This is a genomic window from Candidatus Ponderosibacter sp. Uisw_141_02 (assembly GCF_048087665.1).
Taxonomy (GTDB): Bacteria; Pseudomonadota; Alphaproteobacteria; order Puniceispirillales; family Puniceispirillaceae; genus UBA3439.
Genome location: NZ_CP159807.1, coordinates 1,571,747 through 1,590,956, shown reverse-complemented (window position 1 = coordinate 1,590,956; position 19,210 = coordinate 1,571,747). Strand labels below are relative to the sequence as shown.

The following is a 19,210-nucleotide window of genomic DNA, read 5'->3' as shown; positions in this document are numbered from 1 at the left end:
GTAAGATGATGAAAGTAAAAGGTGAGTAAAATGGCTGCTCCAGCAGAAGACCAAGAAATGGATAACGGGTCAGTTTTTGATAATCTGACCGGAACGCAAAAATCGGCGATCTTGATGATGTTGATTGGTGAAGATGAAGCCTCAGAAATTCTGCGGAATCTTTCGCCGCGTGAGGTCCAGCATCTGGGTACAGCAATGTATTCGGTTCAAGGGCTTGATCAGGAAACAGTGAACCTTGTTCTTGATGAATTTCTGGCTATCATCAAGGCGCAGACCAGCCTTGGCATGGGGGCGGGAAATTATATCCGCAATGTTATGGTCAAGGCGCTTGGGGAGGATAAATCGCAATCAGTGCTAAGCCGGATTGCGCCATCGACAAGTTCGCGCCCGATTGAAATTCTTGACTGGATGGATGCGCGTTCGATTGCCGAATTGATTTCTGACGAGCACCCACAAATTGTTGCGCTTGTTGTGTCTTATCTTGATGCTGGTCTTGGCGCTGATGTCCTTGGACTGCTGCCTGAAAATATACAATCGGAAGTTATCCGTAGGATTGCTACTCTAAAAACAGTCGGGCCAGATGCACTTCGTGAGCTTGAAGATGTGATGCAACGTAAATTTAAAGCAAATACCTCACTTCGGGCAACGCAAGTTGGTGGTATCGATGCGGCTGCAAGGATCATGAACTTTACTCAGCAGGCCATGGAAGGTCGAATTATGAAAGACATCGCCAAAGGCGATAAAGGCCTGATGCTTGCAATCCAAGAAAGTATGTTTGTTTTTGACACCCTGATTATGTCAGATGACAAATCTTTGCAGACGCTTCTTCGTTCGGTTGATACCGAATTATTAATTATGGCCCTGAAGGGAGCTGATGAGCCTCTTCAAGAAAAGTTGTTCTCGTGCATGTCAAAACGTGCTGCGGCCAATATCCAAGATGAAATGGAAGCACTTGGGCCAGTCCGCCTAACAGAAGTACAGGCCGCGCAAAAAGAAATCATCAATGTTGCGAGACGATTGTCGGATGAGGGCAGTATTGTCCTTGCCGGTCGTGGCGGCGATGACTTTGTTTAGGTTGGAAATAGAGTATTCGTAACATGATCGATGCGGTCAAAATAGACGTTGAAGAGCAAAGTGGCCACCTTGCTGAGAGTGAGGTCGCCCACCTTCTTGCAGTGTTGCAAAATGCCGAATTCAAACGGTCCGAAACCCGCAATCTTGCCAAAAACAATAACTTTAAAGCTCGCAGTTTGATGGAAATTGCGATTGAAGCGCAGAAACGTGACGCCGAAATTGAAGCGGTCAAACAAGCCGAGGAGTCACGTGCCGCGGGACAGCGCTCCGAGGGTGCGCCTGCAAGCGAGGCACGAGCGGATGAAGATCAAAATTTTGATGACCCGAGTACTGTCGACGCCACTTCTGCTGATCCAAGCCTTGACGATCAAGGCCCGGCAACAGGCAGAAATGATAGAGATTTGATACCCGCCAACGATGTTGAAAATGCGAGTTTGCAAACTGGGTCACCTAACGGTCCGCCATCAACAATCAGTAAAGTCTTCCCAAATATTATGCCAGATGCGGCGCCTGATATCGGGTCAGATGATCAATCTTCTGGTGTGGGTGGCAGTCCGGTCAATGATGCGCTTGCTAATGATGCCGCTGAACATGGTTCAACAGTGGATGATGGTGACGGCGATGCTGCGCCAGCTTCGGAAATTGCCAGCGATTTTGAGACCGTAACTGCGGCATTTGAACGTGGCAAAGCTGAGGGTATTATTGCCGGACGGAACGCAGGGGTTGCTGAGACCAAAGCCGATGCCGAAGCTGCAGCGCGGGCGAAGTTGGCCGACACTATATCTACTTTTGAAGCAGCACTTATGGCGCTTGCCAAGCCACATGCTTTACAGGCAGAAGATTTATCACGATCAATCCATGCCGCAATTTTGAAGTTAGCAAGCCAACGCGCTGGCCATCAGATTGACGAGATGCCTAAAAATTTCTTATTGCGTATCGAGGCACTCGTGACGAGTATCGGCCAGAAAATGACTGCTGGGAAAGTACACATCAATGCTGATGATTATAAAGTTATGTTGCCGTATTTAGCCGATACGCATTTTGATTTTATTGCTGAGACCAGCCTTGCACGCGGTGATGTCGTTCTAAAATTTGGTGGTGTCGAATTGCATGATATTGCTGAAACCCGCTTAGGTGGGCAATATGCTGAAACCGCAGAGACCATGGAAGAAGCATCTAAAAAGCCCACAGTTCTCTCTCCAGAGATTACATCAGAACAAATGACACCAGGTGAAATAACACCAGCCGAAACAACATCAGCGGAAACAACACCAGCGGAAACAACACCGGTGGAAACCGCTGATGTGTCCAATCCTGTTCAAAATGTAGATGATACTGAATTTGACAACGTCACATCTGACAACGCTGCATCCAAAACCTTAAAAGGTGACCAGTCCTCCTCATCGTCTGACGAGACATTGTCATGAGTAGGCTTATGGAACAATTGACAGGTGATATTGACGCGCTTGATTTTGACAAGCCAATCCGTCTGTCAGGTCGAGTTAGCCGGTTCGACGGCCACATTATTGAATGCGATGGCTTCCCCGCCACGATTGGCACGCTTTGCCAGGTTGACACCCAAAAGGGTGAAACAACTAATGCTGAAGTGATTGGCTTTAAAGACAATAACAATCTCTTATCGGTTCATGATCATAATGCACAAATCAGTGTTGGTGCTAAAGTTACAGTCGGTGACGACGGCCACTCGATCAAAGTAGGGCCAGAATTACTTGGCCGTGCGATTGATGCTCTTGGCCATGCACTCGACGACGGGCAGCCAATGCACCTTGCTGATAGCTGGCCTTTAAATGGTAAAAAAACTAACCCGCTAGCGCGCCGACCGGTTGATAAGCAGCTTGATGTTGGTGTTCGGGTAATAAACAGTCTTTTGACTGTTGGCCGAGGACAGCGAGTTGGCATCATCGCCGGGTCAGGTGTTGGTAAATCGGTTCTTTTAGGGATGATGACTCGGTTTACTGAGGCTGATATTGTTGTTGTCGGCCTGATTGGTGAGCGTGCACGTGAGGTCGCAAGCTTTGCCGCCGAAGTTTTGAACGGCGCATCCCGCGACCGGACAGTGATTGTAGCAGAGCCTGCTGACCGTTCGCCCTTATTGCGGATACGCGGGGCAAATCGGGCAACTGCAATTGCCGAATATTTCCGGTCAAAGGGTAAAAACGTTCTTTTGATCATGGACTCGTTAACTCGTGTTGCTCATGCGCGCCGTGAAATTGGACTTGCACTCGGTGAACAGCCAACCTCAAAAGGCTATCCGCCATCGGTTGTGTCGATGATACCGGCATTGATTGAGCGAACCGGAACTGGAATTGGCAATGAGGGGTCGATCACCGGGTTCTATACGGTCTTGGCTGATGGCGATGATGCGAATGATCCAGTGGTTGATACTGCCCGCGCTATTCTTGATGGCCATATTTTGTTGTCGCGTGAACAAACACAATTGGGGGTTTATCCGGCCGTAGATGTGCCATCTTCGGTTAGTCGGGTTATGAATGACATTGCCGATCCAACACAGATACAAGCGGCGCAGTATTTCCGGCGACTGGTCTCGCTTTATATGGAAAACCGCGATTTAATCTTAATGGGCGGCTATGCGCCGGGACAGGATCAAGACCTTGATCTTGCCGTCCAACTTTGGCCCAAATTAATGGCGCATATTCAACAGCCCTTTGACCAAAGTGCATCCTATGCCGATAGTTTAAAAGCCCTTACTGACCTTTTTAATCTGCAGGCTGGGCCATGAGCCGACGTGCTTCAATTTTTGATCGGCTTGCGTTAAAAGAGCGCGTTGCGATTAATCAGCAAATGAAAAGCCTTGGTGCTCTGTCAAAAGAAGCTCGGCAGATTGATGAAATGCGTCAAAAGCTTGATGAAATGGCGCGTGATCAAGCGCCCGGTGATGGTGTGCAGAATGCAGGGTCACTTCGGGCGGCTGCTCAATTGAATTTTCAAATTCGCGTGCAGCTTGAAACGGCAAGCAACCGTTCTGAACACCTGGCCATGGAATTGCGGCAATTAAGGCAAAAAATTGCCCAATCCGATCGCCGCCGTGAAAAATCGACTAACAAGGCCGATGCGCTCCGGACAAAGGCGCGAAATGATCGTGACGCAAAGCGGGAAGATGATGAAGCGTCACGTCGGCGGGGTCAGCCACGGTAAAACCCAGCGATCAAAAAATCCAATTATTGCGTCAAGAATGGCATCCGAATTGCATCGCCTGTGCGATGAGTTGTATTCGACCTTGATAAGCGGGCTTTTTAAGAATGTCAGAAATCTTTTCTAAATCGATTCACATGTCAGGGGCAGGCGCTGCGCCTTCGAAAGCGGTGAAAACCGAAGCCAATGGCGATGATCTCTTGTTTGCGGCGCTTTTTGGCGGTGCAACCAGTGATATATCTGCTGATGATGATAATGTTGACCCTGCGGCCATTTCTGGTGTTTTTGCGAAACAAACGACTGAAAAAGATGAAACTGAAACTCCGCCACAACAAGCATTGCTTGGGACGATTGCGGCGTTGCAGGCGGCCAATGGCTTTGATAAAAAACAAATCAGCAAGGCAAATGATGAGGGAATGGAAAACAACGACGCAAGAAGCATCGATGAAAATAGCGATGCCTTGGCAGGTATGGTCGCAGCCGTACCGCTCGAACCCCACATAAACCCAGCAAAGGGTGCGGTTACCAATCCATTGCAAAATACAAAATCAATCCGGGTAAACATGGCTTTTGAAGACGGCAAGTCGTACGGTCAAGCTACCGCCAATCTGCCTAAAATTGGCGTTAGCCCAATTCAGGGCTTAATGCAAAGCCTGACGGCGCAAGCAGCACCTGCTGGTGAACTGGCAGCAACCAGTCAGGCAGCAGCATCTAAAACATTTATCGGGCCAATGCCTGCCTTGTCGGCTGACGCCAAGATGGCGAGCAACGTTGCTAATCTTCGCGCCATTCGGGACGCCAATCGTGAACAACGTAACGCCGAAATCAATGCCAAGCTCTCTGGCGATGATGATGTTGATTTTAATGGAAGATCAGATAAAGCTATCACTACTGCTGCAAGCCTAAAACAGGCTCTTGTGGCAGGTAGTCCACTGGCAAAGGGCGATAATATGCTAGTGCGTGCGAGCACTGGCCTCGATATGACGCGGCCAAGTCAGGCCTTATCAGCCTCGGTTGATAGCTTATCTGGCACTCATGGGCAGACTTTGAATAATCAAGCTGGTGGGCAATCAGGTGGACAAGCTGGTGGGCAATCAGGTGGACAAGCTGGTGGGCAATCAGGTGGACAAGCCGGTGCTGCGACAGGCGGTAACTTGTTAAATAATTTGACGATGTTGCAGACGCTTGACATGGCCAAAAACAACTGGGCTGAGATGCTGCTTCAACGCGTGCAAAAGGGGCTTGCCGGTGGCAAGGATCAGCTGGATTTCCAGTTAAACCCGCGCAATCTTGGCAAAATGCAGATCACGCTTGTTATCCAGAATGATCGTACAAACATCCAGATTCAAACTGAAACAACGGCTGCGGCATCGATGCTAAATGATTCTGAAGCACGGCTCTCGCAAATGCTGGAGGCATCAGGTCTTCGCCTTGGCAATCTCAACTCAGGCCAATCGCTGGGGTTTGGTGGCAATATGTCGGGTGGTCATGCTAACCAACAAAATCAGGCCAAAACATCTAGCAAGGCCGATGCTGATGATGTTAACAGCGCAAGCGCAATTACAGAGCGATCAGAAAATTTGATTAATATTCAAGCCTAGTACAGTTGGAATTACTAATGTATTAGGTAAGGACGTCCATTGGAGGATGAAACTATGGCAGATGATGAAAATAACCAGCCTAAAAAGAGTCGTGGAATTTTAAAAATTCTCGGATTTGCTCTTGGTGGCCTGCTTTTAGTTGGTGCAGGTCTCGGCGCTGGGTTTTTTATGTTTGGAAGCAATCAACCAGATCCGTCAGAAGAGATTGAGCAGATCATTGAACGTAAAATGGTTGAAGCGGAAGAAAAGAAAGCAGCTGACGAAAAGGCTGCTGAGGGTGAGAGCAAGGTCGCCAAGGAAACCCCCGAGGTTGAAACCTTTATGACAACCTATTTCGAATTTCCAGGCACCTTTACAACAAACCTGATGAATTCCCGTAAATTCCTGCAGGTCGGTCTTGGTGTTTCTACGCAATATGACGACAAGGTCATGGGGAATGTTGAGGCGCACCAATTGGGGCTCCGCTCAGAAATCCTGAATACGATTAGTGAGTTTTCTGAGGCTGACATTCAGGGTAAAGCTGGGCGTGAGCAACTTGCAAAAGCATTGACCGAAAGCATCAATCAAAAATTGATTGCACTTGAGGATTTTGGGGGTATTCAGGAAGTTCACTTTACGTCATTTGTGCTGCAGTAAATGTTCCACGGTAACGCTTAAGGGCGGTTAGATCATGTCATCACGCAAATTATCAAGCGAAGAAGTCGATGCGCTTATGGATGGGCTGGAGAGCTCGACCTATGTTGTGAATGCCGATGTTTCTGGATCTAGCGACGTGCGCGCTTTCCAGTTTGGTCAGGATGACTTGTCTTTAATGGGTGACTATTATGCGTTGCGGTTGATCAACGAACGTTTCGCGCGTGTCGCCCGAGGTGTATTTTTACCCATGTTGCGCGTCCAACCGCGTATTTCGCCATTTCCACCAGAGGTCAAAACATTTGATGAATATTGTGATAGCATTGATAACTTCATGAATTTGAATATTTCGCGTATGGAAGAATTACGCGGTCCAATGTTGATGACATTGCGGCCAAAATTCATCTCAACCCTAACCGCGTCTTATTATGGTGGATCAATTTTTCAGCCAGATCAAAAGCGGAGTGAATTTACCAGTACTGAAGAACGTGTTATTGAAAACGTCCACCGGGGTCTCAGTGATTCGCTTGCCGAGGCTTGGTCAGATTTGATGCCAATCACCTTTGCCCAGCCTAGCCGTGAGGTGAACCCGCAATTTGCGTCCTTTGTTGATGGTGGCGAGTTGGTGATCATTTGTTCCTTTTTGATACAGCTTCCCGATGCCGAGGCGGTCAATCTTGAAGTCGTCTATCCTTTGCAAACATTGAAGCCAATTGCATCACAGTTGCGCTCACGGTTGCAGTCGGATAGCGGTGATGACGACGTGACTTGGCGTGAAAAAATGGAACGGGCAATTTTGAATATTCCATTGAATATCACCGCGCTTCTTGGCGAGCCCGTTATGTCGATGGGTCAGTTGATCCGCTTGAAAACGGGTGATGTTGTTCCCATCCAGATTAATGAGGGTATTGAAGTGCGGGTTGAAGATAACGCGATCTTCCTTGCTGAAATTGGTGAAGTGTCGGGGCAGGTGGCGGTAAGTCTGTCACGGCGGATCTAGGCAACTTAAATATGAAGACCGGTGATCCGGCAAAAAGAGGGAAAAGCACGATGGCAGATGAAACTGAAAATCAGACAGATGAATCCGAGCCGCACCAACAGCCGCTGATGGGGCCGCCAATGTGCCGCCAAAAGTGACCGCTGAAAATCTGCGTGTTCTTGAAAATGTTGAAGTGCAGATGACCGTTGAGGTTGGCAACACCGAAATTAAGATTCGTGATTTGCTGCGCCTAAATGAAGGAGCGGTGATCGAGCTTGACCGTCTTGCCGGTGACCCATTGGATATTCTGGTCAATGGAACCATGATTGCCAAAGGTGAAATCGTCATGGTTGGCGAGCGATTTGGCGTGCGCTTTACCGAAATTGTCGATCCTGAAAAGCGGGTAGAAAATCTCTAAGTGAGGTTTTTCTGGGCTTGTTTTGCGTGTCATTCATTTGACACTTAGAAAACAGACTAGTGGGTTTTACTGATGGACTAAGCATAAAACACGCCATAAAACTCTCTAAAAACAAAGCTAGTCAGCCTTTAATGTTTATTTAAGAGGCTGATTTCTATTTTGGCACATTTTTTGCCTTTCTCTCATTCAGGATCATCTTGACGGAGACAGGCAATGTACACGAATATCATAGGCACTCAACAAATCGTGATTACCGTCGCATTTCTTGGCGTGATGGTCCTTATGTTGATTATCCTGCGAAGGAAAAGCACCGTCATTCGCGCCAGCATGAAAGCGGGAAAACGCGTTTCTGTCATTGAAGATACAGCTGTCAGCCAAACTGAAAGACTGCGGTTGATTAAGGTTGACGCCCAAGAATTTATCATGGTGTCTGCCAAAGGCCATGCGCCAAGTCTGGTGCCATTAGCAGTTTCCGATAGTGGGTCACACTCTCAAATCATTCAGAGAAATTTTGGCACAAGCGAACATGACAAGTTAGATGCAGCGGTTGCCGGTGCGATGCAGGCGCATGCCACAGCCAAGCCATTTACCAAAAGCGCTGTGCCTTGTGCCGCCGGCCAAACACATGAAGCGTTGTCAGATGACCAGCAGCAGGCATTTGCAAAGACCTTTCAAACCTGGAGGCAACAAAATGCAACACGGTAGCCCGATAGCCATCGCCCTTCGAGTGGCAGTTGCCTTAATTGCTATTTTGGCGGTTGGTACAGGCTTTGCAGGTCAAGCGATGGCGCAGGACGCCGCAAGTGGCCTAGTCAGCAATGTTGCCGGATTTGGGGCTGGTTTGCCAGCCTTAATTTCTAACAATGGTGCTGATGGCAGCACATCCTATTCATTGTCTCTGCAGATTTTGGCCTTGATGACGGCAATGACGGTTTTGCCTTCCATAGTGTTAGGCATGACATCATTTACCCGTATTATTATTGTTCTCTCAATTTTGCGCCAAGCTATGGGAACTCAACAAACTCCGCCAAATCAGGTGCTAATTGCGATCGCATTATTTTTGACGTTTTTCATCATGTCACCAACGTTAACCGTTGTTTATGAGACATCTGCCGAACCCTATCTTAACGGCAAAATCAGTGCTGAAAATGCACTGAACTCAGCCACTAACGATATGAAAAAATTTATGATTAAAAACACCCGCAAACATGATTTGAATATGTTTTTAGACTTGGCTGATAAAGGTGCGGTCGAAGAGCCGGAAGATGTACCACTGACGGCACTTTTACCAGCTTTCATTACTTCAGAGTTGAAGACAGCGTTTCAGATTGGCTTTTTGTTATTTCTGCCATTTTTGGTAATTGATATGGTGGTTGCCTCAGTGCTGATGTCTTTGGGAATGATGATGCTAAGCCCCATGCTCGTGGCAATGCCGTTTAAATTACTTCTATTTGTTCTTGTTGATGGTTGGTCAATGACCGTTGGGTCACTTGTCGCCACTTATGTTGTGTAATTTGATCTTGTCTTAAAGGAGCGCATCTGATGGGTTTTGATGCAAATGTAGAATTTTTGCGAATGGCATTTTGGCAGATACTCGTAATTTCAGGCCCTTTGCTTGGGGTAGCTTTGGCCATTGGTCTCGTGATTGGTATTTTGCAAGCTGCTACATCCATCCAGGAAATGACACTGACTTTTGTGCCTAAATTGGTTTTGGTTGTAATAGCGTTTGGTCTGTTGGCAAATTTCATGATGGTACAGTTAGCAGATTATTTTAGTTTCATTTTTGATCAAGTTGCGCAGAGTGCTTAGATAATCATGGAAGGCCTTGCGCTAACAAATCTAGCCGAAGTTGGTGCTTTACCTGGATTAAGCATGCAGTTTGTTGTTCAAACATTAGCAACAGTGTTTTTAGCAAGTTTACGGATTGGAGCATTTTTAATTGCATCTCCATTTTTTGGGGGTTCATCAGTTCCAATTCAAGTTCGCATAATTATGGCTGTGTTACTCGGTGTGTCTGTGGCATCTAATGTTTCTGTACCCAGTTGGCAGAGCTTTGACGCTATGACCGGTGTCCAAGTGGTCGTAACCGAGCTGATGATTGGTATAGGTTCGGGCTTGATTTTGACGATTTGGTTTTCCGCAGCGCTTCTGGCGGGGGAAAAAATTGCTGCGTCAGCGGGGTTAGGTTTTGCAGCTCAAATGGACCCTGACTCAGGTGGTCAGACACCTGTTGTCAGTAAAATATTTTCGCTTTTCCTGACTGTTCTTTTTCTTTCTTGGAATGGACATATATTGGTTCTGCAAGCAATTTTAGACACTTATCAGTTTATGCCGGTTGGAAATGTGCCTAATTTAAAAGCGCTTATCACGGGTGGATTATCAGCGGCTGGATCAATGTTTGCTGCGGCAACAATTATCATGTTGCCCGTAACAGGTTTTTTAGTGGCTATTAACCTTGCTGTTGGCGTTATTTCAAGGTCCTCACCTCAGATGAATTTGTTCGCAGTTGGCTTTCCAATAAGCATGATAGTTATTTTTGTTCTACTATACATGTGGGTTGACGTATTGGGTTATTCGCTGACTGATCTGTCGCAAAGTGGAGTTGACAGCGTTAGATTAGTTTTAGGGAAAATGACAAATGGCTGAAGAAGGAAATGATGGCCAGGAAAAGACCGAGGACCCCTCCCAAAAGAAAATTGACAAATCTCTCGAGGAAGGAAAGGTTCTCAAATCTCAGGAAGTAAATATTCTTACATCTCTGTTTGCTGGCCTTTTGATGATGTATGCAGTTCCTGGGTTCGTAAATCAGGGACTAGCAGGTTGGAAAAAATTCTTTCATTTTGATCAAGGTTCCGATTTGACTAACCTAGCATTTGCAAATGCCTCAGCTGTTTTGCACTTGCTCTTTACGGTTGGTTTAGTCATCGGCGTTCCGTTAGCCATAGTTGCAGTGTTAACCCAACGCGCCGTGAGTGGGCAATTTAATTTCGCTCCGAAGGCTCTGGCCTTTAAGGGTAAAAAAATGAATCCTATCACCGGGCTAGGTCGTATGCTTGGAACAAAAGCTTTGGTTGAGCTTGGTAAAGCCATCCTCAAAGCCAGCTTATTAATTGGCATTGCGGGACTAATATTGCACTCACAGGCTGGAAAAATATTGCAGCTGCCTTTCCGATCAATTGGTCAATCCGTTTCGTCATTATCTGTTATATATCCAATGCTTTTGGGTGGTCTACTTCTTGCGCTGGCGGTGATTGCGATAATTGATTATTTGTATCAGCGGCATGTACACACTAAATCTTTAAAGATGTCTAAGCAGGACCAAAAAGACGAACATAAACAGGCTGAAGGCTCGCCCGAGGTTAAGGCAAAAATCCGCCGCATGCAGATGGAAAGTGCAGCAAAAGCGTCGCGCCAACAAGAGGCATTAGATGATGTGCCGTCGGCTACCGCCATTATCACCAACCCGACACATTTTGCTGTGGCTCTGAAATATGACGTTGGCAGTTCGCAAGCGCCAAAAATTCTGGCGATGGGGCGGGGCAAGATTGCCGAAATGATTATCGAGCGCGGCAATGATGCAAATGTCACTGTTTTCCGCAGCCCGCTATTGGCGCGTGCGCTGTTTTTTGGTGGTGAGATTGGTAACGAAATTCCTGAAATGCTATATCAGGCGGTGGCAATTGTTCTGGCATATATTTACAGGGTCGATCGCGGCGAAGATCTTGAACGGCCAGACGTTGAATTGCCTGAAGATATGAAATTTGATGAATTCGGTAAGCCGCTTGTGGCTGGGGCAGGAGGTGTTTAATGCGAAAACAACAATCAATTGGTGAAATGATCAGCACGGTAACGTTTTTTGGCTTATCGGCCTATCTGTTGATTTTTAGCCTCGGGTTGCTCGAAGAGAACGAAAAATTGCGTGGGGCGATTGGGTTGCTAGCAGCAACTTGTTGCGGCCTTGGTGGTTTGCGATTTGTGATCGCTGAATTTGTCGCAAAATGGCGAGACGGCTGATGAGTGATGATGTTAAAAATCAGGTCAGATGTCACGGCTGTGCGCATTATTTTATCACCTATGATCGCAACCGCCCCTATGGCTGTGCAAAGTTCGGATTTAAGACTAAAAGCCTGCCATCGCAGGTTGTGGTTGAGTCAACTGGCATGCAATGTGCATATCGGATAAACCGTTCGGCCACCAATCAAGGCCGCAAATTAGAAACCAGAGGAAAGTCTGATGGCCGGTGAACTTAATTCAGTGCAGGAAAGTATCAAGCTTGCGTTGGACGCTGCGGATGCAGCAACCGATGTAACCTCGGAATATAGTCAGGTAAAACGCGAACATAAGAAGTTGGAAAGTAAAGTGTCACAAATCCATCGTTACACCACCATAACCTTCGTGAGCGCCGTTTCAGCAGCGGTTATCGCACTAGCCTTTTCTGCGACATTGTATTTCAAGTCAATTTCTGAGCTAAAATTGATGACCTCAACCAACCGCGAGGGGTTGATTGTATTTTCTGAGAATATTGAGAGGCTAAATACGGTTCTTGCCGAATTGCAGGTATCGTTGTCGAAACAAGAAGAATTGGTCACGCTTAATCGCGAATCAACAACGCAAATTAGCGAGTTGAAAAAAGTCATGGCTGATGGTAGCGCCAGCATTGTGGCGCAATTGCAAAAGACCGGCGATGGTTTGGGCGGATCAACAATCGCGCTTGGCGATGATTTGAAAACAGCGATGTCAGCCCAAGACAAGTCGGTAACGAACAGCTTTAAGGTTAGTCTAGCCAGCCTTGAATCATCTGTGATGAAATCCATGGCGGCCATTGATAAAAAGATTGCCAGCAACACCGCTTTGCAGAATGTCGCATCCTCACAAGCTAAAACCAAAAAAGAAATCGAAGCTTTGAAGATGCAGACCAAGGAAATTCGAAAACTCCTTGAGACTCAGCAAAATCGTATTACATTTCCCTAAATAAAGTGCCGTCACTGCGGCGGGTCATTCAGGCAGATGTTTAGATAACGGAGATCATGGTGGCCGAATTTGATCAAGATCACGCAGCCGGAATGGGGGCTGAAACTGCCAAAACTGCAAACCAAGGCGCAGCGACACCACAGTTTATCAAGATCAAATCGCTATTGCGCGTTTCACATGGGCGCGACCTTCGGCTTCGTGATGGCGATATTATTATTGCCATTGATGGTGAATTAAATACCAATGATGTTGACGCGTTTCGGGCACTTGGTGCGAAGGCCGAACTCCTTGAAGAAAAACTGCTGCTGACCATCTGTCGCGGTGAGGTTGTTTATGATGTGTTTGCTGGGGGCAGGCTTGGTGCTGAATATGATTATGCTGACGCCGAAGAATCAAGCGCGGCTGCAGCGTTATTTGCCAAACATCATATGGGGCCAAAAGACCATTACCAAAATTATGAGGCGCTTCGTGACGTCCAGCGCCATGTTGTGCTTTATGATACTGGCTATTCGGCCATTGCGACCATTTTACCACCGGTCTGGCTGCTTCAACATCGTGCCTGGGAACCCATGGCTGCGGTCGTTGCTGCCTATGCAACATCTCTTGTTGTCCATTGGGGTGTGTTTGCCATAACGGCAATATTGTTGGCCATCTATTTCCACCGTATACAGTTTCGCCTGATTAGAAATTACAGCCTGTTTACCGAGCATTACTTTTGGCATGTCCTTGCAGCGCGTACTTCAGCTGAAGCTCAGCTGGTTTGCCGGCAGATCGATCCAAAATGCCAATTTGATTTCTCGTATGTTGGCGCGCCTGAACCAGACTCAACTACAACGCCATCACCCCAACAGACGACCTAGCCTTTTCTGGCAGGCCTATCACGTTTATCAATATCAATTTAATTCTGTTCTATCTTGTGGAGCGGTTGTCTTTCTGTTTGATTGATGCCGTTTGCCGATATATGCGGCCTTTAGGCGGTGCTGCGGCGGGGAAGGGCGCAGCTATGAAGGGGCATGGTACTTTGGGCGACGGCTGGGCGATGCGCCAAGATTGGTGGAGCCAAGACTGTCCGCATCAAGACTGTCCGCATCAAGACAATCAGGCAAGCCGCCTTTTGGTTGTTTCATAGGTAAGCGACTGTTCAACCATGGGGTGCATCATAGACACGCAAATTGAGGGGCGAGGGCGGCACCACCAAGACTCCGGCAGTGTCTTGCAAGCCATCAGCGCGTTTCTTGGGTGCTATCTGAGGTGCCACTGCTGACACCAACAAGTCACTAATAGTTGATTTCGATTTCGATCCGGCGGTTTTTCGCGCGTCCATCGGCCGTGTCATTTGGCTCAACGGGGCGTGACTCGCCATAGCTAATCGCCTCAAGCCGGTCTTCGGAAATTGTGCCATTGGCGGCAAATGCCTGAACCACACTTGCCGAACGCGCCGCGGCAAGATCCCAATTGTCGCGATAGTTAGAGCCAAAGATCAACGGCACATCATCGGTATGGCCGGACACTTTGATTTCACTTTTGCCATCAGCATTCACTTCAGCAATACGATTCATGATGTCGATCGCCGCAGGGGTTAGGTCGGCAGATCCCGAGGCAAAGGCACCGCCAGCCCCGATCGTGATGATCACCTTATCATCCTCACGCTGAACATCGGCAAGCCCCTGACCAATTTCCTGACGCAAGGCGACTTTCAGCTCGTCTTCGGCAATCTGCGCCTTTTTGTTTGACTCAGCCTTTGCTTCGGCTTGTTCTTTGGTGCTTTTTGCAGCAGCGCTGGCCGCTGAAGCCAGTTCGGCCAATTGGCCTTCAATTCCGCCAAACAGAACATCCTGTTCCGATTTGCCAGTGGCGGCCTTGGCCTTTTCAATGGCGTTCAGGGTTTGCTGAAGCAATTGCGGCAGGTCTTTCTGTTCGGACTCGCTTGGGGTGAAATTCACCACAACATTTTCGCCAAGTGTTTCGACTTGAATATCACCACGCGCAACCGCTTGCTCAAGGGCTTTGACAAGATCTTCAGCATCGCTTTGTTTTTCGCCGCTGCCGTCACTGTCTTTGGTTTTGGTTTGCGTTTCAATTTCGGGCTTTGTTGTCTCGGTTGTCTGCTGGGTCATTTCATCGGTGACTGACTTTGCCGGCGATGGGCTGAAATTCAGCGACAAGACGGTTGTGCCTTTTGGCTGTTCAACAATCGGCACGATCTTTTGCACACCAAAGGCGTTTTTCAACGATCCCGAAATCTGTTTGAATTTTGGTACGTTGAATTCGGCAAATGACAGGATCAAAACAAAGAAAGCCATCAACAAAGTTGCCATATCGGCAAAGGTTGCCATCCATGCCGGTGCGCCAACAGGCGGGCATTTTGGACATTCTTCTTCTTCTTCTTCGATAACTTCGTTTTCGTCTTCTTCAGCCATTCTTCATGTCCTTACAGAGAGATAATGCGTTTTGGGGGCAATCTCTCATATATTATGCGGCCTCTAATTTAGCCTGCATTTTAGGAGGGAGGGCGGAAACCATTTGATCTTGAATGTTGCGCGGCGACTCGCCTCTGGCGATATTACGAAGACCGACAACGACTAACCCTCGGTAGATGACCTCATATGCTGTATAACCTTCGAGTTTGACGAGCATCGGCATGAAAATAATATTCGCAATAATCGCACCATACATTGTTGTCAGCAAAGCCACCGCCATGGCAGGGCCAATGGCCTTTGGATCAGCCATATTGCCAAGCATCAAAACAAGACCGATCAATGTACCGATCATGCCCATAGCTGGGCCAATATCAATCCAGCCTTTGACAACATTTTGGTTTGTTTCATGGCGAGCTTTCATTGCCTTGATCTCGCCATTAAGTTGCGTGACGAGCTTGCCTTCATCCGCGCCATCAACAAGCATTTGCAAACCTTTTTGAAAAAATTTGTCAGGAACATCTTGGCCTTCAAGCGCCATCATGCCGTCTTTACGGGCAATTGCTGCAAGTTCGGCCATACGCTCAACCAACTGATCCATTTTCTTAATTGGTGGAAGGAATGCCTTCGCCATAGCACCAAAGCTTGCAAGGAAAACAGGCAATGGGCAGGTGTACATCACCGAAAAAAAGGTTCCACCAACCACAATCAAAATCGATGGAACGTCAATAAATGGACCAACGCCTCCACCTGAGATCATGGCTCCCAATATCATGCCTATGGCGCCTATGAATCCAATAAGGGATGCTATATCCATAGTAATACCACTCTTTTCTTGACTTGTTTTTAGGGTCCAACCGTTTTCCTAAGCAAAAACGATACCAATCCAATAATGCGGCAAGATTTTCACGGGGAAAATAAAAATATTAGCATATCGTCATATTAATAGGCTGAATTGGCGCAAGATATGCTTAAATCCTGGTATAGTAGCTTTGTGGCAGCAACAATGAACGAATGGAGGTCATTATGTGGCAGATGCAGTTTTTTGCGTTTTTCCAAGTGATCATCTGGTACCGAAGTCTGGCTGCAATCTTGGTCATTATAGCGTGTACAACGCCAGCGATGGCGCAAACCCAATCATTGGACACCACTAATCCGGCAAATGAGGTGATTGTCAAATCGGGTCATTTTATGGTTCGTGAACATCTGGTGATTGACCTTCAACATGGTGTCGAATGGATGCGTTGTTCGGTTGGTCAGATTTGGAATGGCACTGATTGCGAAGGTGTGGCGGTGCAGTTGACGCAAGAAGATGTGGCAAGGGCGATCGTAATTGCGAATGCGCAATTGGGGCCGGGCTGGCGTTTGCCAAGCCGTGCCGAACTGGAAGGTCTGGTTTGTAAAGCCTGCGCGCCAGTAAAGATCGAGCTTGATAGTTTTCCAAATACGCTTGGCGAGCCTTATTGGACTGGCGAGGTCAACGGCTTTGCCCCGCGGCATATCTGGACAGTCAATTTTATGACTGGCCATACTTATGGGCGGTTTTTTCCAACACAGGAAGTTTTGGTTCGGTTGGTTCGCGACCGCTAGATAATTTTATTAAAAAGCTTCCAGCTAGTCAGCTTGATCAGAAACCCGCATAGCCCGAGCGCGATAATGGCTGTTGCAAACCAGGCGGGGGTGAGAAAATTAATCACTTCAAGTCGTTTGCCGCCGACAATGGCCAAAATCACCAGCATGAATGTGAACATGATGAAAGACCGTATAATCCGGCATCGGTGGCATGGGCCTGATTTAGCATCGGTTCGTGTTTGAAGCATGAAACCCTGAAATGGTGTTGGTTTATGGGTGGTATCGGCAAAGCATAGGGCGAATTTTTATGATGATCAATTGTGTTATTCGCTGTTTTTACCTGTCTTAATTCTGACATGGGGCAAAAGCAAAAATCTTGCTAAAACCATAAATCATTGAAATAAATAAGATAATCTGTCGTTTTCTTGACGAAACCTCTCGTCAAATAGATATTTTGCAAATTGCATGCCGGAACCCCAAAGTTTTTTCAGGAGGACAGGGTTATGCAACTTTCTCAGTCAGTAAAACTAAAACAAAAACAGTCATTGGTGATGACGCCGCAATTGCAGCAAGCCATCAAATTACTGCAATTGTCCAATTTGGAACTTAGCCAACATCTGCAAGCTCAGGTTGATGAGAACCCGTTTTTGGAGCTTGGTGAGACTGAAGATTCGAACCAGCCAACAGCTGATGGTAGTGCTGACAGCAGCGCTGATAATGCCGCATCAGCCGATGCGCCTGACCTTAGCGATTTTAAAGAGAGTGCAGCACTGGCCGAAGACCCGACTGAACATAGTGATTTTGAAAACCGTTTTGACCAGTCAATTGTCGATGCGCCGCGTAACAGCTCAGCCAATGCGCCGTTTGAGGGTGACTATGACGCCATCAGTAATGTGTCATCAGCAGAAGGGTTTTATCCCGGCTTGTTTCGCCAGCTGAATCTGGCAATGGATGACCCAAAACAGCGGTTGATTGCTGGACATTTTGTCAATGCGCTTGAGCCAAGTGGCTGGATTGGTATGCCGGTAGAAGATGTCGCCGATGCCAGCGGTTGCAGCCTTGATGAAGCCGAAGATGTATTGGCTGTTTTACAGACTTTTGAGCCAACTGGCTTGTTTGCGCGTAATCTTGAAGATTGTTTACGCCTGCAATTGATCGAACTTGGCGCCATGACCGATGCATTTTCCATATTGTTGGAAAATCTTGACCTTCTTGGCCGCGGTGAGGTGAAACGTCTTGCGCGCCTTATCAAAGGCACTTCTGACGATGTTATGGAAATGCTGGCAATTATTCGCACATTGAATCCAAAGCCAGGTGAATTTCTGGGAATCGATCATCTTGAAATGCCAAGCCCTGATGTGATTGTAAAGCGGCGTTCAGATGGCTGGGCAGTTGAATTGAACCGGTCAACGCTACCGGCGATGGTGATCAATGAAGATTATGCCGCAATGGTCGCCACCAAAAAGATGGATGATGAGGCGCAAAACTACTCGGCAAATGCTCTGAATAATGCGCGCTGGCTAAAGCGGGCGGTTGAACAGCGCAATTCGACAACTTTGAAAATCAGTGCCGAAATAATCCGCCAGCAAACCGATTTTCTGGAAAAAGGGCTGGATTATTTAAAGCCTTTATCACTTCGCGATGTGGCGCAGGCGGTTGGCATGCATGAAAGCACAGTTAGCCGTGTAACAACGGGCCTGCTGATCTCAACGCCGCGTGGCGGCATGCCTCTGAAATCTTTCTTTAGTGTCAATATTGCATCGCGTACGCCATCGGGCAATGCCTCGGCTGCTGCTGTTCGTAACATGGTCAAGCGATTGATTGGTCAGGAAACCCCCGGCAAGCCACTTAGCGATGAGGCGATTTGTAAAATGATCGCTGATGAGGGCATTGATCTTGCCCGCCGAACTGTCGCCAAATATCGCGAAATGATGAATATTCCATCATCGTCACAACGCCGCATGCAGGCTCGCCTTGCCAATATTCGCTAGTGCGTTTCGAGCTTGGTTCTTTACTCCCTGTGCTTGACCGTCAACCGGTTTTCGGTTGGCGGTCTTGTCACATGTGTCACATGTCACGGGGCCGGAAGTTTGCTGATGCCAAGATGGGGAATGGCTGTGATTATTTGACGGTCTGCGCCGCCACTAAAGACCGCGTGATCAGATATTCTTCACTGGTCAGTGGCTGGTCGCTGATAAAATTGCCAAGCGGGATGATATGCTGGCTTGCGGGTTTATCGTCTTGGTCGAAATGAACAAATTCAATGCCAAGGTCCTTTGCTTCATCGTCTGTATGTTTGACAAATTTGGTTTTGGACTCGATGGTAAAAACTGGTTTTGTCTGACGGCTCATTCCGGCTCTCCTCTTGGTA

The 19,210-nt window shown here is 47.4% G+C and carries 23 protein-coding genes; 19 read left to right on the top strand and 4 right to left on the bottom strand.

Annotated elements, in window-relative coordinates; genetic code table 11:
• Positions 1 to 30: 30 nt before the first annotated feature.
• The 17 genes from fliG (at position 31) to ABXT40_RS07975 (ending at position 13,979) form a co-directional block, all read left to right on the top strand.
• Positions 31 to 1,074 carry a flagellar motor switch protein FliG gene (fliG, locus tag ABXT40_RS08055; protein WP_443645100.1) on the top strand — a complete coding sequence of 348 codons (1,044 nt, stop codon included), beginning with the start codon at positions 31 to 33 and terminating at the stop codon, positions 1,072 to 1,074.
• A 23-nt stretch (positions 1,075 to 1,097) separates the two neighbouring features.
• The gene (locus tag ABXT40_RS08050; RefSeq protein WP_443645099.1) at positions 1,098 to 2,501 is read left to right on the top strand and encodes a FliH/SctL family protein; all 1,404 of its coding nucleotides are present in this window, start codon (positions 1,098 to 1,100) and stop codon (positions 2,499 to 2,501) included.
• Positions 2,498 to 3,835, top strand: coding sequence for a FliI/YscN family ATPase (locus ABXT40_RS08045; RefSeq protein ID WP_443645098.1), 1,338 nt, complete (start codon positions 2,498 to 2,500; stop codon positions 3,833 to 3,835). The genes ABXT40_RS08050 and ABXT40_RS08045 overlap by 4 nt, the downstream gene beginning before the upstream one ends.
• On the top strand, positions 3,832 to 4,251 hold the full coding sequence (locus ABXT40_RS08040) for a hypothetical protein (RefSeq protein WP_443645097.1): 420 nt from the start codon (positions 3,832 to 3,834) through the stop codon (positions 4,249 to 4,251). The genes ABXT40_RS08045 and ABXT40_RS08040 overlap by 4 nt, the downstream gene beginning before the upstream one ends.
• Positions 4,252 to 4,355: 104 nt before the next feature.
• Positions 4,356 to 5,849 (top strand): flagellar hook-length control protein FliK, encoded by a 1,494-nt coding sequence (locus ABXT40_RS08035; protein ID WP_443645096.1) that lies wholly within the window; start codon positions 4,356 to 4,358, stop codon positions 5,847 to 5,849.
• Positions 5,850 to 5,903: 54 nt separating this feature from the next.
• Entirely contained in the window at positions 5,904 to 6,485 is a 582-nt protein-coding gene (locus ABXT40_RS08030) for a flagellar basal body-associated FliL family protein (protein ID WP_443645095.1), read from the top strand.
• A gap of 34 nt (positions 6,486 to 6,519) precedes the next feature.
• Positions 6,520 to 7,482 (top strand): flagellar motor switch protein FliM, encoded by a 963-nt coding sequence (gene fliM / locus ABXT40_RS08025; RefSeq protein WP_443645094.1) that lies wholly within the window; start codon positions 6,520 to 6,522, stop codon positions 7,480 to 7,482.
• 121 nt (positions 7,483 to 7,603) lie between these two features.
• Positions 7,604 to 7,879, top strand: coding sequence for a flagellar motor switch protein FliN (gene fliN, locus ABXT40_RS08020; RefSeq protein ID WP_443645093.1), 276 nt, complete (start codon positions 7,604 to 7,606; stop codon positions 7,877 to 7,879).
• Between the two features lie 213 nt (positions 7,880 to 8,092).
• Positions 8,093 to 8,584, top strand: coding sequence for a hypothetical protein (locus ABXT40_RS08015; protein ID WP_443645092.1), 492 nt, complete (start codon positions 8,093 to 8,095; stop codon positions 8,582 to 8,584).
• Entirely contained in the window at positions 8,571 to 9,392 is an 822-nt protein-coding gene (gene fliP, locus ABXT40_RS08010) for a flagellar type III secretion system pore protein FliP (protein ID WP_443645091.1), read from the top strand. The genes ABXT40_RS08015 and fliP overlap by 14 nt, the downstream gene beginning before the upstream one ends.
• 29 nt (positions 9,393 to 9,421) lie before the next feature.
• Positions 9,422 to 9,688: a flagellar biosynthesis protein FliQ gene (gene fliQ, locus ABXT40_RS08005; protein ID WP_443645090.1), complete on the top strand. Its 267-nt coding sequence runs from the start codon at positions 9,422 to 9,424 to the stop codon at positions 9,686 to 9,688.
• Positions 9,689 to 9,694: 6 nt separating this feature from the next.
• Positions 9,695 to 10,525, top strand: a complete 831-nt coding sequence (gene fliR / locus ABXT40_RS08000; RefSeq protein WP_443645089.1) for a flagellar biosynthetic protein FliR — start codon at positions 9,695 to 9,697, stop codon at positions 10,523 to 10,525.
• The gene (locus tag ABXT40_RS07995) at positions 10,518 to 11,687 is read left to right on the top strand and encodes an EscU/YscU/HrcU family type III secretion system export apparatus switch protein (RefSeq protein WP_443645088.1); all 1,170 of its coding nucleotides are present in this window, start codon (positions 10,518 to 10,520) and stop codon (positions 11,685 to 11,687) included. Before fliR ends, ABXT40_RS07995 begins: the two co-directional genes overlap by 8 nt.
• Positions 11,687 to 11,893, top strand: a complete 207-nt coding sequence (locus ABXT40_RS07990) for a hypothetical protein (protein ID WP_443645087.1) — start codon at positions 11,687 to 11,689, stop codon at positions 11,891 to 11,893. Before ABXT40_RS07995 ends, ABXT40_RS07990 begins: the two co-directional genes overlap by 1 nt.
• A gap of 219 nt (positions 11,894 to 12,112) precedes the next feature.
• Positions 12,113 to 12,850 carry a hypothetical protein gene (locus ABXT40_RS07985; protein ID WP_443645086.1) on the top strand — a complete coding sequence of 246 codons (738 nt, stop codon included), beginning with the start codon at positions 12,113 to 12,115 and terminating at the stop codon, positions 12,848 to 12,850.
• A 59-nt stretch (positions 12,851 to 12,909) separates the two neighbouring features.
• Positions 12,910 to 13,710 (top strand): hypothetical protein, encoded by an 801-nt coding sequence (locus tag ABXT40_RS07980; protein WP_443645085.1) that lies wholly within the window; start codon positions 12,910 to 12,912, stop codon positions 13,708 to 13,710.
• A gap of 101 nt (positions 13,711 to 13,811) precedes the next feature.
• Positions 13,812 to 13,979 (top strand): hypothetical protein, encoded by a 168-nt coding sequence (locus tag ABXT40_RS07975; protein WP_443645084.1) that lies wholly within the window; start codon positions 13,812 to 13,814, stop codon positions 13,977 to 13,979.
• A 148-nt stretch (positions 13,980 to 14,127) separates the two neighbouring features.
• On the opposite strand, the gene ABXT40_RS07970 is transcribed toward ABXT40_RS07975, so the two are convergent.
• Entirely contained in the window at positions 14,128 to 15,270 is a 1,143-nt protein-coding gene (locus ABXT40_RS07970; RefSeq protein ID WP_443645083.1) for a flagellar motor protein MotB, read from the bottom strand.
• 52 nt (positions 15,271 to 15,322) lie between these two features.
• Positions 15,323 to 16,084, bottom strand: a complete 762-nt coding sequence (locus ABXT40_RS07965; protein WP_443645082.1) for a motility protein A — start codon at positions 16,082 to 16,084, stop codon at positions 15,323 to 15,325.
• 209 nt (positions 16,085 to 16,293) lie between these two features.
• Here ABXT40_RS07965 and ABXT40_RS07960 point away from each other — a divergent pair, with 209 nt between their 5' ends.
• Entirely contained in the window at positions 16,294 to 16,857 is a 564-nt protein-coding gene (locus ABXT40_RS07960) for an Lcl C-terminal domain-containing protein (protein WP_443645081.1), read from the top strand.
• Here the strand turns inward: ABXT40_RS07960 and ABXT40_RS07955 are convergent.
• Positions 16,854 to 17,018 (bottom strand): hypothetical protein, encoded by a 165-nt coding sequence (locus tag ABXT40_RS07955; protein ID WP_443645080.1) that lies wholly within the window; start codon positions 17,016 to 17,018, stop codon positions 16,854 to 16,856. The two genes, ABXT40_RS07960 and ABXT40_RS07955, sit on opposite strands and share 4 nt — an antisense overlap.
• Positions 17,019 to 17,342: 324 nt before the next feature.
• Here ABXT40_RS07955 and rpoN point away from each other — a divergent pair, with 324 nt between their 5' ends.
• Positions 17,343 to 18,830: an RNA polymerase factor sigma-54 gene (rpoN, locus tag ABXT40_RS07950; RefSeq protein WP_443645079.1), complete on the top strand. Its 1,488-nt coding sequence runs from the start codon at positions 17,343 to 17,345 to the stop codon at positions 18,828 to 18,830.
• Between the two features lie 130 nt (positions 18,831 to 18,960).
• Here rpoN and ABXT40_RS07945 read toward each other — a convergent pair whose 3' ends face one another.
• Positions 18,961 to 19,191, bottom strand: a complete 231-nt coding sequence (locus ABXT40_RS07945) for a hypothetical protein (RefSeq protein ID WP_443645078.1) — start codon at positions 19,189 to 19,191, stop codon at positions 18,961 to 18,963.
• Positions 19,192 to 19,210 lie beyond the last annotated feature (19 nt).

Coding starts and splice junctions, on each gene's coding strand:
- fliG (WP_443645100.1), top strand. CDS start 31: ATGGCTGCTCCAGCAGAAGACCAAGAAATGGATAACGGGTCAGTTTTT.
- ABXT40_RS08050 (WP_443645099.1), top strand. CDS start 1,098: ATGATCGATGCGGTCAAAATAGACGTTGAAGAGCAAAGTGGCCACCTT.
- ABXT40_RS08045 (WP_443645098.1), top strand. CDS start 2,498: ATGAGTAGGCTTATGGAACAATTGACAGGTGATATTGACGCGCTTGAT.
- ABXT40_RS08040 (WP_443645097.1), top strand. CDS start 3,832: ATGAGCCGACGTGCTTCAATTTTTGATCGGCTTGCGTTAAAAGAGCGC.
- ABXT40_RS08035 (WP_443645096.1), top strand. CDS start 4,356: ATGTCAGAAATCTTTTCTAAATCGATTCACATGTCAGGGGCAGGCGCT.
- ABXT40_RS08030 (WP_443645095.1), top strand. CDS start 5,904: ATGGCAGATGATGAAAATAACCAGCCTAAAAAGAGTCGTGGAATTTTA.
- fliM (WP_443645094.1), top strand. CDS start 6,520: ATGTCATCACGCAAATTATCAAGCGAAGAAGTCGATGCGCTTATGGAT.
- ABXT40_RS08015 (WP_443645092.1), top strand. CDS start 8,093: ATGTACACGAATATCATAGGCACTCAACAAATCGTGATTACCGTCGCA.
- fliP (WP_443645091.1), top strand. CDS start 8,571: ATGCAACACGGTAGCCCGATAGCCATCGCCCTTCGAGTGGCAGTTGCC.
- fliQ (WP_443645090.1), top strand. CDS start 9,422: ATGGGTTTTGATGCAAATGTAGAATTTTTGCGAATGGCATTTTGGCAG.
- fliR (WP_443645089.1), top strand. CDS start 9,695: ATGGAAGGCCTTGCGCTAACAAATCTAGCCGAAGTTGGTGCTTTACCT.
- ABXT40_RS07995 (WP_443645088.1), top strand. CDS start 10,518: ATGGCTGAAGAAGGAAATGATGGCCAGGAAAAGACCGAGGACCCCTCC.
- ABXT40_RS07990 (WP_443645087.1), top strand. CDS start 11,687: ATGCGAAAACAACAATCAATTGGTGAAATGATCAGCACGGTAACGTTT.
- ABXT40_RS07985 (WP_443645086.1), top strand. CDS start 12,113: ATGGCCGGTGAACTTAATTCAGTGCAGGAAAGTATCAAGCTTGCGTTG.
- ABXT40_RS07975 (WP_443645084.1), top strand. CDS start 13,812: ATGCGGCCTTTAGGCGGTGCTGCGGCGGGGAAGGGCGCAGCTATGAAG.
- ABXT40_RS07970 (WP_443645083.1), bottom strand. CDS start 15,270: ATGGCTGAAGAAGACGAAAACGAAGTTATCGAAGAAGAAGAAGAAGAA.
- ABXT40_RS07965 (WP_443645082.1), bottom strand. CDS start 16,084: ATGGATATAGCATCCCTTATTGGATTCATAGGCGCCATAGGCATGATA.
- ABXT40_RS07960 (WP_443645081.1), top strand. CDS start 16,294: ATGTGGCAGATGCAGTTTTTTGCGTTTTTCCAAGTGATCATCTGGTAC.
- ABXT40_RS07955 (WP_443645080.1), bottom strand. CDS start 17,018: ATGTTCACATTCATGCTGGTGATTTTGGCCATTGTCGGCGGCAAACGA.
- rpoN (WP_443645079.1), top strand. CDS start 17,343: ATGCAACTTTCTCAGTCAGTAAAACTAAAACAAAAACAGTCATTGGTG.
- ABXT40_RS07945 (WP_443645078.1), bottom strand. CDS start 19,191: ATGAGCCGTCAGACAAAACCAGTTTTTACCATCGAGTCCAAAACCAAA.